The organism is Nocardia yamanashiensis, assembly GCF_021183565.1.
In the GTDB taxonomy this organism is placed as follows: domain Bacteria; phylum Actinomycetota; class Actinomycetes; order Mycobacteriales; family Mycobacteriaceae; genus Nocardia; species Nocardia yamanashiensis.
The window spans coordinates 1599826-1612309 of the sequence record NZ_CP089226.1 but is presented as its reverse complement, the minus strand read 5'-3'; the positions used below and the strand labels follow the sequence as shown (position 1 = coordinate 1612309).

The 12484-nt window shown below is 67.7% G+C and carries 15 protein-coding genes; 2 read left to right on the top strand and 13 right to left on the bottom strand.

Features of this window, described 5'->3' with window-relative positions; translation table 11 throughout:
- Positions 1-23 precede the first annotated feature (23 nt).
- Entirely contained in the window at positions 24-953 is a 930-nt protein-coding gene (sigJ, locus tag LTV02_RS07725) for an RNA polymerase sigma factor SigJ (protein ID WP_233039325.1), read from the top strand.
- A gap of 33 nt (positions 954-986) precedes the next feature.
- Here sigJ and LTV02_RS07720 read toward each other — a convergent pair whose 3' ends face one another.
- From LTV02_RS07720 to LTV02_RS07690, 7 genes are read right to left on the bottom strand one after another with little or no spacing between them, the layout of a single operon-like run.
- Positions 987-1397 carry a metal-sulfur cluster assembly factor gene (locus tag LTV02_RS07720; protein WP_233039324.1) on the bottom strand — a complete coding sequence of 137 codons (411 nt, stop codon included), beginning with the start codon at positions 1395-1397 and terminating at the stop codon, positions 987-989.
- A 3-nt stretch (positions 1398-1400) separates the two neighbouring features.
- Positions 1401-1874, bottom strand: a complete 474-nt coding sequence (sufU, locus tag LTV02_RS07715) for a Fe-S cluster assembly sulfur transfer protein SufU (protein ID WP_067712931.1) — start codon at positions 1872-1874, stop codon at positions 1401-1403.
- Between the two features lie 3 nt (positions 1875-1877).
- A complete protein-coding gene (locus LTV02_RS07710) occupies positions 1878-3131 on the bottom strand; it encodes a cysteine desulfurase (protein ID WP_233039323.1) in 1254 nt (417 codons plus the stop codon).
- A 2-nt stretch (positions 3132-3133) separates the two neighbouring features.
- On the bottom strand, positions 3134-3907 hold the full coding sequence (gene sufC / locus LTV02_RS07705) for a Fe-S cluster assembly ATPase SufC (RefSeq protein ID WP_067712937.1): 774 nt from the start codon (positions 3905-3907) through the stop codon (positions 3134-3136).
- A 37-nt stretch (positions 3908-3944) separates the two neighbouring features.
- Positions 3945-5123 (bottom strand): Fe-S cluster assembly protein SufD, encoded by a 1179-nt coding sequence (sufD, locus tag LTV02_RS07700; protein ID WP_067712940.1) that lies wholly within the window; start codon positions 5121-5123, stop codon positions 3945-3947.
- On the bottom strand, positions 5123-6559 hold the full coding sequence (gene sufB / locus LTV02_RS07695; protein ID WP_067712943.1) for a Fe-S cluster assembly protein SufB: 1437 nt from the start codon (positions 6557-6559) through the stop codon (positions 5123-5125). Before sufB ends, sufD begins: the two co-directional genes overlap by 1 nt.
- A complete protein-coding gene (locus LTV02_RS07690; protein ID WP_084534993.1) occupies positions 6556-7410 on the bottom strand; it encodes a helix-turn-helix transcriptional regulator in 855 nt (284 codons plus the stop codon). The genes sufB and LTV02_RS07690 overlap by 4 nt, the downstream gene beginning before the upstream one ends.
- 120 nt (positions 7411-7530) lie before the next feature.
- Between LTV02_RS07690 and LTV02_RS07685 the strand changes: the two genes are divergently transcribed.
- Positions 7531-8373, top strand: a complete 843-nt coding sequence (locus LTV02_RS07685; RefSeq protein ID WP_233039322.1) for an NAD(P)H-binding protein — start codon at positions 7531-7533, stop codon at positions 8371-8373.
- Positions 8374-8398: 25 nt separating this feature from the next.
- Here LTV02_RS07685 and LTV02_RS07680 read toward each other — a convergent pair whose 3' ends face one another.
- The 6 genes from LTV02_RS07680 to LTV02_RS07655 all read right to left on the bottom strand — a co-directional run bounded on the left by LTV02_RS07680 (position 8399) and on the right by LTV02_RS07655 (position 12465).
- Positions 8399-8968 (bottom strand): peptide deformylase, encoded by a 570-nt coding sequence (locus tag LTV02_RS07680; protein WP_233039321.1) that lies wholly within the window; start codon positions 8966-8968, stop codon positions 8399-8401.
- 66 nt (positions 8969-9034) lie between these two features.
- Complete coding sequence (locus LTV02_RS07675) at positions 9035-9916, bottom strand: alpha/beta fold hydrolase (RefSeq protein ID WP_233039320.1); 882 nt, start codon at positions 9914-9916, stop codon at positions 9035-9037.
- Positions 9917-9996: 80 nt separating this feature from the next.
- Entirely contained in the window at positions 9997-11016 is a 1020-nt protein-coding gene (locus tag LTV02_RS07670; RefSeq protein WP_233039319.1) for a zinc-dependent alcohol dehydrogenase, read from the bottom strand.
- 41 nt (positions 11017-11057) lie between these two features.
- Entirely contained in the window at positions 11058-11651 is a 594-nt protein-coding gene (locus LTV02_RS07665) for a TetR/AcrR family transcriptional regulator (RefSeq protein WP_233039318.1), read from the bottom strand.
- Positions 11652-11776: 125 nt separating this feature from the next.
- On the bottom strand, positions 11777-12172 hold the full coding sequence (locus tag LTV02_RS07660; RefSeq protein WP_233039317.1) for a DUF302 domain-containing protein: 396 nt from the start codon (positions 12170-12172) through the stop codon (positions 11777-11779).
- Between the two features lie 23 nt (positions 12173-12195).
- Positions 12196-12465 (bottom strand): metal-sensitive transcriptional regulator, encoded by a 270-nt coding sequence (locus tag LTV02_RS07655; RefSeq protein WP_233039316.1) that lies wholly within the window; start codon positions 12463-12465, stop codon positions 12196-12198.
- Positions 12466-12484: the final 19 nt, after the last annotated feature.

Here is a 12484-nt window from a genome sequence, read left to right as displayed (position 1 = left end):
CGAGACCGGAACAAGGAGAACCGATGACCGAGAGCACCGTCCCCGCAGCGACCGAGATCTTCGCCGCGCATCGCGAGCTGTTGTTCTCCATCGTCTACAACATGCTCGGCGGCGTCGCCGACACCGAGGACGTGCTGCAGGACACCTGGCTGGCCTGGGTGGGCCGCAACCGGGCCGGCGCCGAGGAGATCGCCAATGCCCGCGCCTATCTGGTGCGGATCGCGGTGAACAACGCGCTCGCGCGGCGGGCTCAGGAATCTCGCCGCCGCGAAACCTACGTCGGCCCTTGGCTTCCCGAGCCGCTGGTCACCGATCTGCCCGAGGTCCGTGACAGTGCCGACGCCGTGGAACCCACCTTGCGCGCGGAATCGGTCTCGATGGCCATGCTGGTGGTCATGGAGACGCTGACGCCGCTCGAGCGCGTGGTGTTCGTGCTGCACGATGTATTCGGCTACCCGCACGCCGAGATCGGCGAGATCCTCTCGCGCGACGCCGCGGCCGTGCGCCAGGTGGCGCACCGCGCCCGTTCGCATGTGCACGCGCGCCGCCCGCGCTATCAGGCCGATCCGCGTGTGCAGCGGGCCATTACCGAGAAGTTCCTCGCGGCGCAGCTCGGCGGAGACGTCAACGCACTGCTGGAGCTGCTCGCACCCGATGCCACCTTCTGGTCGGACGGCGGCGGCAAGTCCCGGGCGGCGCTGCGTCCGATCCACGGGGCGGACAAGATCATTCGACTGGTCACCAGCCCGGGCATCTCCGCCGGTGTGCCGGATATGGGGGTCCATTACCGCTGGGTCAACGGCGATCCGTCGGCGGTCATCATGTCCGGCGGTTCGCCGTACGTGGTGGTCGTCCTGGATATCGATCCGGACACCGCGCGGATCCGGGGTATCTACGCGGTCCGCAATCCGGACAAGCTGACGCATATCGATCTCGGTGCGGGGCAGCGGTAGCCGCTGCCCCGCACCGGATCACACGGTGATCGGCTAAACGGTGAAGCCGAGGGCGCGCAGCTGTTCGCGGCCGTCTTCGGTGATCTTGTCCGGGCCCCACGGCGGCATCCAGACCCAGTTGATCTGCAGGTCCTCGACCAGGCCGCTGCGGACCAGGGCGTTGCGCGACTGGTCTTCGATGACGTCGGTCAGGGGGCAGGCCGGGGAGGTGAGGGTCATGTCGAGCTTGGCGATATTGTCCTCGACCTTGAGGCCGTAGACGAGCCCGAGGTCGACGACATTGATGCCGAGTTCGGGGTCGACGACGTCGCGCATGGCCTCTTCGAGATCGGCCAGGAAGGCGATCTCCTCGGGGCTCAGGTCGGCTTCCGGGTCGGCCGTGTCCGCCTGCGGCACAACGGCTTCGGTCTGCGGCTCGGTGGCCTGCTGTTCGGTGTCGCTCATTCTCTACTCCCCGTTGCCCATGGTCTTCTTGGCCTCTTCTTCGGCGGTGATCCGCACGACGGCGTCCTTGAACGCCATCCAGCCCAGCAGGGCGCATTTCACGCGTGCCGGATACTTCGAGACGCCGGCGAAGGCGATGCCGTCGCCGATCAGGTCTTCGTCGCCTTCGACGGTGCCGCGGCTGGTGATCATCTCGTCGAACGCCTCGACCACCTTCATGGCCTGCTGCAGCGGCAGGCCGATGACCTGGTCGGTGAGCACCGAGGTGGACGCCTGGCTGATCGAGCAGCCCTGCCCGTCGTAGGACACGTCGGTCACGTCGCCATTGTCGTCCAGCTGTACGCGCAGCGTCACCTCGTCACCGCAGGTGGGGTTGACGTGGTGCACCTCCGCACCGAACGGCTCGCGGAGGCCGCGGTGGTGCGGGTGCTTGTAGTGGTCCAGGATGACTTCCTGGTACATCTGCTCCATGCGCATGGTCTATGCAACTCCGAAGAAGCTCTGGGCCTTCCGCACCGCGGCGATCAGCGCGTCCACCTCGTCGAGGGTGTTGTAGACGGCGAAGGAGGCGCGGGCGGTGGCGGCCACGCCGAACTTGCGATGCAATGGCCAGGCGCAGTGGTGGCCGACGCGGATGGCGACGCCCTCGTCGTCCAGGATCTGGCCGACGTCGTGGGCGTGGATGCCGTCCACCACGAAAGCGACCGCGCCGCCGCGGTTCACATTGTCGGCAGGGCCGACGATGCGCACGCCGTTCAGCTTGCTCAACCCGTCGAGGGCCGCGCTGACGAGCGTGTGCTCGTGCGCCGCAACGGCTTCCATGCCGATCTCTTCGAGATACCGCACGGCCGCGCCGAGTCCGACCACCTGCGAGGTCATCGGCACGCCGGCCTCGAACCGCTGCGGCGGGGCCGCGAAGGTGGAGTGGTCCATGAACACGGTCTCGATCATGGAGCCGCCGGTGATGAACGGCGGGGTCTGCTCGAGCAGCGCGTAGCGGCCGTACAGCACGCCGACGCCGGAGGGGCCGAGCATCTTGTGGCCGGAGAAGGCGGCGAAGTCGACGCCCAGCTCCCGGAAGTTCACCGGCATGTGCGGCACCGACTGGCAGGCGTCGAGCACCACCAGCGCACCGACTTCCTTTGCGCGCCGGACCAATTCGGTCACGGGCGCGATGGCGCCGGTCACGTTGGACTGGTGGGTGAACGCCACCACCTTCGTCGCGGGCGACAGTTCGAGCGAGTCCAGGTCGATGCGGCCGTCGTCGGTGATGCCGTACCACTTGAGGGTCGCGCCGGTGCGCCGCGCCAGCTCCTGCCACGGCACCAGGTTCGCGTGGTGCTCGAGCTCGGTGATGACGATCTCGTCGCCGGGGCCGACATGGAACGGGAACCGGTCGTCGGCGAAGGCGTAGGTGACCAGGTTCAGCGATTCGGTCGCGTTCTTGGTGAACACGATCTCGTCCGCGCTCACGCCCACGAAGCGGGCGATATCGGCGCGGGCGCCCTCGTAGGCGTCGGTGGCCTCTTCGGCCAGCTGGTGAGCACCACGGTGCACCGCCGCATTGCGCTGGATCAGGAAGTTGCGTTCAGCATCCAGCACCTCCATGGGCCGCTGTGCGGTGGCGCCGGAATCCAAGTAGACCAAGGGTTTTCCGTCGCGCACCGTGCGGCTGAGGATCGGGAAGTCGGCGCGGATGCGGGCGACGTCCAGAGCGGGCACCGTGGTGGTCATATCTAGGCTCCTACAGCTGCAGAAGTGAAGCGCACGTATCCGTTCGAGTCGAGTTCTTCGGCGAGTTCGGCGCCGCCCTCGGCCACGATCCGGCCGCCCACGAAGACGTGGACGAAGTCCGGCTGGATGTAACGCAGGATGCGGGTGTAATGGGTGATCAGCAGGATGCCGCCGGTCTCCCGCTCCTTGTAACGATTCACGCCCTCGGAAACAATCCGCAGCGCGTCGACGTCGAGGCCGGAGTCGGTCTCGTCGAGGATGGCGATCTTCGGCTTGAGCAGGCTGAGCTGCAGGATCTCCTGGCGCTTCTTCTCGCCGCCGGAGAAGCCCTCGTTGACGGAGCGGTCGCCGAAGGCCGGATCGATCTCCAGCTCGGCCATGTTCTCCTTGACTTCCTTCACCCAGGTGCGCAGCTTGGGGGCTTCGCCGCGGATGGCGGTGGCGGCGGTGCGCAGGAAGTTCGAGACCGAGACGCCGGGGACCTCGACCGGGTACTGCATGGCCAGGAACAGGCCGGCGCGGGCGCGCTCGTCGACCGACATCTCCAGCACGTCCTCACCGTCGAGGGTGATGGAGCCCTGGGTGACGGTGTACTTGGGGTGCCCGGCGATGGCGTAGGACAGGGTCGACTTGCCGGAACCGTTGGGGCCCATGATCGCGTGGGTCTCACCCGACTTGATGGTCAGGTTCACGCCCTTGAGGATCTTGATGGGCTCGCCGGTCTCGTCCGGGTTGGCGACCTCGACGTGCAGGTCCTTGATTTCCAGGGTGGTCATCGAATTCGAATTCCTTTGCGGGGAGGGGAAGTTGATGTCAGACGCCGACAGCGGCGAGTTCGGCTTCGATGGCCGCCTCGAGCCGCTCCCGGACCTCCGGGACGGTGATCTTCTGCAGGATCTCGAAGAAGAAGCCGCGCACGACCAGACGCCGCGCCACCTCCTCCGGGATGCCGCGCGAGCGCAGGTAGAACAGCTGCTCGTCGTCGAAACGACCGGTCGCGGAAGCGTGTCCGGCGCCGACGATCTCGCCGGTCTCGATCTCCAGGTTGGGCACCGAGTCGGCGCGGGCGCCGTCGGTGAGCACCAGGTTGCGGTTCACCTCGTAGGTGTCGGTGCCTTCGGCCGCGGCGCGGATGAGCACGTCGCCGACCCACACGGTGTGCGCGTCCGGCTTGTCGGAGGTCGGATCGCCCTGCAGCGCACCCTTGTACTGCACGTTGGACTTGCAGTTGGGCTGCGAGTGATCGACCAGCAGGCGCTGTTCGAAGAACTGGCCGTCGTCGGCGAAGTACACGCCGAGCAGTTCGGCGTCGCCGCCCGGACCCGCGTAGCGGACGTTGCCGACCAGGCGCACCAGGTCGCCGCCGAGGGTGACGTTGGTGTGGCGCAGGGTGGCGTCGCGGCCCAGCTTGGCGTGGTGCGCCGTGACGTGCACGGCGTCGTCGGCCCAGTCCTGGACGGCGATGACATTGAGCGCGGCGCTGTCGCCGAGGATGAATTCGACGTTCTCGCCGTAGGTGCCGCTGCCGCGCTGGTCGACGACCACGGTGGCGCGGGCGAAGTTGCCCAGGCGGATCTGCAGGTGCCCGTAGGCGGTCTTGCCCTCGCCCGGACCGGTGATGGTCACGGTAACCGGCTCGGCCACTTCGGTTTCCGCGCCGACGGTCACGATGGTCGCCTGCTCGAAGCCCGAGTAGGCCTGCGCCGCAACGCGATCGGTCGGGGTGCCGCCCTCGCCCAGGCGGGCATCGGTGCGGTCGACGGTCTCGACGGTCACACCGGCCGGCGCGACGGCGTCGACGGTGGCCTGGCCGTCACGCACGGCGGTGCCGTCGTGCAGGCCGTTGAGCCGCCGCATCGGGGTGAAGCGCCAGGCTTCATCCCGACCCGACGGGATTTCGAAGGCGTTGACGTCGAACGAAGCGAAAACTTCGCCCTTGTTCAACGCCGGGGTGCGAGCCTCGGCGGCCTCGGCAACGTTCTCCACGGCCATCAGCCGACGGCTCCTTCCATCTGCAGTTCGATCAGGCGGTTCAGTTCCAGGGCGTACTCCATCGGGAGCTCCTTGGCGATCGGCTCCACGAAGCCGCGCACCACCATCGCCATGGCCTCGTCCTCGGTCAGGCCGCGGGACATGAGGTAGAACAGCTGGTCCTCGGACACCTTCGACACGGTGGCCTCGTGACCCATGGTCACGTCGTCCTCGCGGATGTCGACATAGGGGTAGGTGTCGGAGCGGGAGATGTTGTCCACCAGCAGCGCATCGCACTTCACGGTCGACTTCGAGCCGTAGGCGCCCTTGTTCACCTGCACCAGGCCGCGGTAGGAGGCCCGGCCGCCGCCGCGCGCCACCGACTTGGAGATGATGTTCGAGGAGGTGTTCGGCGCCAGGTGCAGCATCTTCGCACCGGTGTCCTGGTGCTGGCCCGCGCCGGCGAACGCGATCGAGAGCACCTCGCCCTTGGCGTGCTCACCGGTCATCCACACGGCCGGGTACTTCATGGTGACCTTGGAGCCGATATTGCCGTCGACCCATTCCATGGTCGCGCCCGCCTCGGCCTTGGCCCGCTTGGTGACCAGGTTGTAGACGTTGTTCGACCAGTTCTGAATGGTGGTGTACCGGCAGCGGCCACCCTTCTTCACGATGATCTCCACGACCGCGGAGTGCAGCGAGTCCGAGCTGTAGATCGGCGCGGTACAACCCTCGACGTAGTGCACGTAGGCGTCCTCGTCGACGATGATCAGCGTCCGCTCGAACTGACCCATGTTCTCGGTGTTGATGCGGAAGTACGCCTGCAGCGGGATGTCCACGTGCACGCCCGGCGGCACGTAGATGAACGAACCGCCCGACCACACAGCGGAATTCAGCGCGGAGAACTTGTTGTCACCCGAGGGGATGACCGAGCCGAAGTACTGCTGGAACAGCTCGGGGTGCTCCTTGAGACCGGTGTCGGTGTCGAGGAAGATGACGCCCTGCTTCTCCAGGTCCTCGCGGATGGAGTGGTAGACGACCTCGGACTCGTACTGCGCGGCGACACCGGCGACCAGGCGCTGCTTCTCCGCCTCCGGGATGCCGAGCTTGTCGTAGGTGTTCTTGATGTCCTCGGGCAGCTCTTCCCAGGAAGCGGCCTGCTTCTCCGAGGAGCGCACGAAGTACTTGATGTTGTCGAAGTCGATGCCCTCGAGGTTGGAACCCCAGTTCGGCATGGGCTTCTTGTCGAAGATGCGCAGGGCCTTGAGCCGGAAGTCGAGCATCCATTCGGGCTCGCTCTTCTTGGCCGAGATGTCGCGGACGACCTCCTCGGACAGACCGCGCTTGGCACTGGCACCGGCGACATCCTTGTCGGCCCAGCCGTACCCGTAATTACCCAGGGAAGCGATGGTCTCTTCCTGGGTCAGCGGCTGCGCCTGGTCGGTGGTCGTCGTCATTCGGCACTCCTTCCGGAGTCGTGTGTAGAAGTCGTTGCGGGCTGGGCAACGGGGTTTTCTGCGGTATTCGGTTCGGCGGTATTCGATTCCGATGCCACGGTGGGCATGGGCAACAGCAGCGGCACGTGCGTGGTGCACGCGCAGTCGCCATTGGCGATGGTGGCCAGGCGCTGGACGTGCGTCCCGAGAATCTCGCGGAACGCTTCCAGCTCGGCCGCGCACAGCTCCGGAAATTCCTCGGCCACATGCGACACCGGGCAGTGATGCTGGCAGATCTGTACGCCCGCACCGACTTTCCGGGTGGAAGCGGCGAACCCGGCATCGGTGAACGCTTCCGCGAGCTCCTCCGCCTTGGCCTCGGTCGCCTCCGGGGTGTGCCGGCCCAGCCGGTCCACTCCGGCCACGATCGCGCCGACCCGCTTGCGGGCGAATTCGACGATGGCCTTGTCGCCGCCGATCTCGCGGAGCTGTCGCATGGCGGCACCGGCGAGGTCATCGTAGGCGTGGCTCAATTTGCCCCGGCCGGTAGCCGTCAGCTGGAACTGCTTGGCCGGTCGGCCGCGGCCCTTCTGCTGCCACGGGGCCGAGCGGGCGGCACGCGCCTCCCCCGACTCCAGCAGCGCGTCCAGATGCCGTCGCACGCCCGCCGGACTCAGGCCGAGCCGCTCGCCGATGGCGGTCGCGGTGATCGGTCCTTCCTCCAGCAGTAGTTTGATGACGGCCTCGCGGGTGTGCCCTTCGCCCGCCGGCGCGGGCACGACAACAGCCCGGGCGCCCTTCCGGCGCCCGGTGCCTGCTTCCGCATTCCGCAAACCCACGGTTTTCACAACACAAGTGTGACGGAATTCCATTCCGCGTTCCAGTAAGGGTTCCCTGACCTATCTCGCGCGACCAGCGGCGATGGACACGGATGTGACCTGTCACACTCTCGATCCGGAATTTCCGCTGCTCACCGCGAGGTTGCGCGGTTGGTGAGCAGAATTCTGGTGACCGGTGCGACCGGGAACGTCGGCCGTCGAGTAGCGGAGCGGCTCGCCGCCGGAGACAGCGTCGTGCGCGCGGTGGTCCGCGATCCCGGCCGGGCGGGGTTGCCGGCCGCGGTGGAGGTCGTGGCCGGAGATCTGGCGGCGCCCGAATCCCTGACGACCGCGCTGGCCGATGTCGACACCGTGTTCCTGATCTGGCCGTTCCACTCCTCCGACGGTGCGAAGCGGCTGCTCGAGGTCCTGGCCGGAGCCGTGCGGCGGGTGGTCTATCTGTCGTCCTCGACGGTGAATGACGCGGGGCCGCAATCGGATCCGATTCCGGAACGGCATGCCGAACTGGAGGGCCTGCTGGAAGCCTCGGGACTGGCGTGGACGGTGCTGCGCGCGGACACCATCGCATCCAATGCGCTGGCCTGGGCCGGGCAGATCCGCGAGACCGGGGTGGTGCGCACGACGGACGTTGCACCGACCGCGGTGATCCACGAGGACGATATCGCCGCCGTGGCGGCCCGGGTGCTCGCCGACGACGCGCACACGGGCCGGAAATACGTCCTGACCGGCCCCCGAGTCGTCGGTCGCGACGATCAGGTGCAGGCCATCGCGGCGGCGATCGACCGGCCGCTGCGCTTCGAGCCACTACCGCTCGACATCGCCCGAGCGAATATGACCGCCGCCGGACTACCTGCGGACCTCATCGAATCCTTGCTGGCGATGGCCGAATTCCGCCCCCGCTCGGACCTGATCACCACCACGGTCGAGGACCTCACCGGCACCCCCGCCCGCGATATCCGGGACTGGGCGGTCGAACACGCCGCCCGCTTCCGGTAACCCCGCAGTTGCGCCGGGACGCCGATCAGCCGTGGAACGGATCGGCGTCCTGCCCCGGCAGCCACGATCGGCCCGGCTCGGTCCACCCATTGGCCTTGATCATCTTCTTGGCCGCCCGCTGATTGCGTCCGATCAGCCGGTCCAGATACAGATGCCCGAGCAGATGATCGGTCTCGTGCTGCAGGCAGCGCGCCAGATACCCGGTCCCTTCGACCGAGACCGGCTCGCCGTGGACGTCCACACCGGTCACCTTCGCCCAGTCGGCCCGACCGGTCGGAAACCACTCCCCCGGCACCGACAGGCAGCCTTCGTCGTTCTTGTCGGGATCCGGCATGGTCTCCGGGATCTCCGACGTCTCGAGCACCGGATTGACGACATATCCGCGCCGCCGCTCCTGGTCCTGCACCAGGTCGTACACGAACACCGCCCGCGGATCACCGACCTGATTCGCCGCCAGCCCCGCACCCCGCGCGGCGGTATTGGTTTCGAACAAATCCTCGACGAAAGCCGCGAGCTCGGCGTCGAATTCGGTGACCGGAACCGCCGGAGTGGACAGTCGGGGATCACCTGCGATCAGAATCGGACGGACAGCCATTCGACACAGAATAGAGAACCATCGCGCCGTTCAGTGCGGGTGGTCGGGCGGGTGGCGGGCGCGGAACTAGGGACGAGCGGCGAGGAAGGCGCGTAGTTCGCGGATCACCTCGTCGGGGTTCTCCTCGGGAAGGAAGTGGCCGCCGGGCAAGGGTTTTCCGGTGACGTTGCCGGCCCATTCGCGCCAGGTCAGCAGGGGGTCGAACCATTGGCCGGTGCCGCCGTAGCGGTCCCACATGACCAAGACGGGGCATTCGATATGGCGTTTGCCCTTGTCCTCGTGGTCGTGGGCGTAGTCGAGGGTGGCGGCGGCCCGGTATTGCTCGCAGATGGCGTGGACGGTGTGCGGGGAGGCGAAGGCGGCGATGTATTCGGCGCGCAATTCCGCGGGAATGGCCGCGGGATCGGCGGACCAGGCGTCGAGCATGTGGTTGACGAGGGCGGAGGGAGCGCCGGCGATGAGGGTTTCGGGCAGCGGGAAGGGGGCGGCCAGGAAGGACCACAGCCAGTAGGCGAGGGAGAATTCGCGGCCGGCCTGGTCGAAGGAGTCACCGGTGGGGACGATGTCGAGGACGGCCAGGGCGGTGACGCGGTCGGGGTGGTCCAGGGCCATGCGGTAGGCGCAGCGGGCCCCGCGGTCGTGACCGGCTACGGCGAAGGCCGGAAAGCCCAGGTGTTCCATGACTTTCACCTGGTCGAGCGCCAGGGTGCGCATGGCGTAGGGGGCGTGGTCGGGGGCGCTCGGGGGTTTGCCGCTGGCGCCGAAACCGCGCAGGTCGGTGGCGATCACGGTGTGGGTGGCGGCCAGGGCGGGGGCGACGCGGTGCCACATGAGGTGGGTTTCGGGGATGCCGTGCAGCAGGAGCAGCGGCGGGCCCGATCCGCCGCGGCGGCCGTGGATCACCGTGTCGGGGAGCTGGATGTCGAATTCGGTGAAGTCGTCGAGCATGGTGCGCCTCGCGATCCCGTCGTCGGCCCGGGTGGGTTACTCGGGCCGAGTACCCGCGAGATCGGGCGCCACGCGATACGTCAGCGGACGGCGATGAGTTTCAGTGGGGCGTCCAGGAGGGCGTCGAGGGAATCGGCCCAGGGGACGATGCGGGTGGTGACGGGGGTGGGGTCGAAGCGGCCGGCGGCGACAAGGGCGAGGACTTCGGGGATGACGGGGCGGACGTGGGCGCGGCCGGTGTGGAAAGTGCAGCAGCGCGAATACATTCCGAGCAGGGGGAGGGAGACGTCCTGGGCTTGGACGCTGACGCTGGTGCACCAGCCGTCGTTGGCGGTGGCATTGATGGCTGCCACCAGTGCTTTTCGGCCGCCTGCGGCTTCTACGACGATGGGGAATCGGCCGGCTCGGGTGTCGGCGGGGCCTTCCAGCGCTTCGGCGCCGAGTTGTGCGGCGAGTTTCAGGCGGTCCGGGTCGGTGTCGAGGTAGACGGTGCGGGACGCGCCCAGGGCGACGGCCAGGCCGGCGGCGTAGAGGCCGATGGACGAGGCGGCGGGGCCGCCGAGAATCAGGACTTCCGCGCCGGGATCGTCGGCCAGTTGGGGCGCTACGGCGCGATAGGCGTCGGGGATATTGTCGCTCGCGCTGGCGACCGCCACCGGATCCACGCCCGCGGGCACCGGGACCAGCATGGCGTCGGCATGCGGGACGCGCACCAGGTCGGCCCAGAGACCGCCCCATTCGAGCCCGCCCATCGCACCGAGGCCGTAGGTGGACATGAACGGGTGCGAGGTGCAGTTTCCGGTGCGGCCGCGCAGGCAGGCGGGGCAGTCGCCGCAGGAGATCTGGAAGGGAACGACCACGCGATCGCCCGGGACCACCGTGCGGACGTCCGCGCCGACCGCGACCACTTCGCCCACCCCCTCGTGACCGAACGGGTACGGGCCTTGCAGGGGGAACCGGCCTTGCAGGACAGCGGGATCGAGGTCGCAGGTGGCGACGGCGATCGGGCGGACCAGGGCCTGGCCGGGCGCGTCGAGGACCGGTTCGGGACCGTCTTCCCAATGCAGGGCGCCGGGTCCGTCGAGGATGAGTCGCTTCATGCTTCGAGCATCGCTAGAACGTTCTTTCCAGGCAACCCACCCTAGGGTGAATTCACTTCGGCGGCACCGGCTTCCGCGAAACTCATGCGGATCAGCCGGGCCATGGCGGCCGCGACTATCTGCAATGGCTCGTCCGAGCGCCGCACCCGGGCCAGAATGGTCGCCCCTTCGTAGGCGGCGACCACCGTGGTCGCCAGTTCGCGGGCCTGCCCCTCCGGTAATCCCATCTCCCCCAGCAGCTTCGTGAACCCCTCCGACATGGCCTCGAACGCCGACACGCAGGCCGCGCGCACCCGGTCCACATCGCTGCCGCCGTCCAGGGCGGGCGTTCCCACCGGACACCCTTCGCTCCAGTCCGATCCGGCCAGCTTGGCGGCCATGAAATCGAACAGCGTTGCGGTGGTGCCGAACACATCCCCCGGCGCCTGACTGATCATGCGTCCCACCAGGACTCCGGTCCCGGCCACCGCCGATACCGCGATCTCCTCCTTGCCGCCGGGAAAGTGGTGGTAGATCGACCCGTACGGCAAACCCGCTGCCTCGCTGAGCTTCTTCAAGCCGAAGCCGTGATAACCGTGCCGAGCCAGCAACCCGGCGGCGGCCACCTCAATTCGACGCTTTGACTCCGAAACCATCCATCCAGCGTATGGGCGAGGTCCGACACCGGCAGGGCGAATGAGCTGTGACCTGGGCGGGAGTGGGTTTCAAAGTGATTGCACGCTATACAATTCCGCAGTGCGTGCCGTGCCGGATGCCGGACTCAGCCCAGCGCCGAGATGGCGGCGCGCAGCCGCGCGGTGGCATCGTCGGCGATGGCGCGCAAGGCCGGATCCTCCCCCGCCACCTGCACCATCAGTTCCGGGTTCATGGCTTCGACCAGCACGCCGCCGCCCGAACGATCCGCGCGCACAACCACATTGCACGGTAGCAGCAGCCCGATCTGCCGGTTCGCCTCCAATGCCGCGTGCGCCAGCGGCGGATTGCAGGCTCCGAGAATCAGGTACTCCTCGAGCTCCACCCCGAGTTTGACCCGCATGGTGGCGGTCACGTCGATCTCGGTGAGCACGCCGAAACCCTGTTCGGACAGGGCTTTCCGGGTGCGGTCGACGGCATCTGCGAAATCGGTGGGCAGGGTGGTGGAGAGCGCGAGGGTCATGGATACATCCTTCGATCCGGCGCTCAGGCGAGCGCGAGGAAGAGTTTTTCGAGTTCTTCGACCGAGAGCGGCTCGGCACCGTCGCCCTGGCCACCGGACACGCATTCGCGCAGATTGGTGGCGACGATCTTGAAGCCGGCGCGGTCCAGGGCCTTGGAGACCGCGGCGAGCTGGGTGACCACGTCCTTGCAGTCGCGGTCCTGTTCGATCATGGAGATCACACCCGCGAGCTGACCGTGCGCACGGCGCAAACGGTTCAGTACGAGCGCCTTGGCTTCCGCGTCGCCGGCCATGAGTTTTCCTTTCCCGGGG

Excerpts from the sequence above, each read along its gene's own strand:
- sigJ (WP_233039325.1), top strand. The coding sequence starts at position 24 with ATGACCGAGAGCACCGTCCCCGCAGCGACCGAGATCTTCGCCGCGCAT.
- LTV02_RS07720 (WP_233039324.1), bottom strand. The coding sequence starts at position 1,397 with ATGAGCGACACCGAACAGCAGGCCACCGAGCCGCAGACCGAAGCCGTT.
- sufU (WP_067712931.1), bottom strand. The coding sequence starts at position 1,874 with ATGCGCATGGAGCAGATGTACCAGGAAGTCATCCTGGACCACTACAAG.
- LTV02_RS07710 (WP_233039323.1), bottom strand. The coding sequence starts at position 3,131 with ATGACCACCACGGTGCCCGCTCTGGACGTCGCCCGCATCCGCGCCGAC.
- sufC (WP_067712937.1), bottom strand. The coding sequence starts at position 3,907 with ATGACCACCCTGGAAATCAAGGACCTGCACGTCGAGGTCGCCAACCCG.
- sufD (WP_067712940.1), bottom strand. The coding sequence starts at position 5,123 with ATGGCCGTGGAGAACGTTGCCGAGGCCGCCGAGGCTCGCACCCCGGCG.
- sufB (WP_067712943.1), bottom strand. The coding sequence starts at position 6,559 with ATGACGACGACCACCGACCAGGCGCAGCCGCTGACCCAGGAAGAGACC.
- LTV02_RS07690 (WP_084534993.1), bottom strand. The coding sequence starts at position 7,410 with ATGGAATTCCGTCACACTTGTGTTGTGAAAACCGTGGGTTTGCGGAAT.
- LTV02_RS07680 (WP_233039321.1), bottom strand. The coding sequence starts at position 8,968 with ATGGCTGTCCGTCCGATTCTGATCGCAGGTGATCCCCGACTGTCCACT.
- LTV02_RS07675 (WP_233039320.1), bottom strand. The coding sequence starts at position 9,916 with ATGCTCGACGACTTCACCGAATTCGACATCCAGCTCCCCGACACGGTG.
- LTV02_RS07670 (WP_233039319.1), bottom strand. The coding sequence starts at position 11,016 with ATGAAGCGACTCATCCTCGACGGACCCGGCGCCCTGCATTGGGAAGAC.
- LTV02_RS07665 (WP_233039318.1), bottom strand. The coding sequence starts at position 11,651 with ATGGTTTCGGAGTCAAAGCGTCGAATTGAGGTGGCCGCCGCCGGGTTG.
- LTV02_RS07660 (WP_233039317.1), bottom strand. The coding sequence starts at position 12,172 with ATGACCCTCGCGCTCTCCACCACCCTGCCCACCGATTTCGCAGATGCC.
- LTV02_RS07655 (WP_233039316.1), bottom strand. The coding sequence starts at position 12,465 with ATGGCCGGCGACGCGGAAGCCAAGGCGCTCGTACTGAACCGTTTGCGC.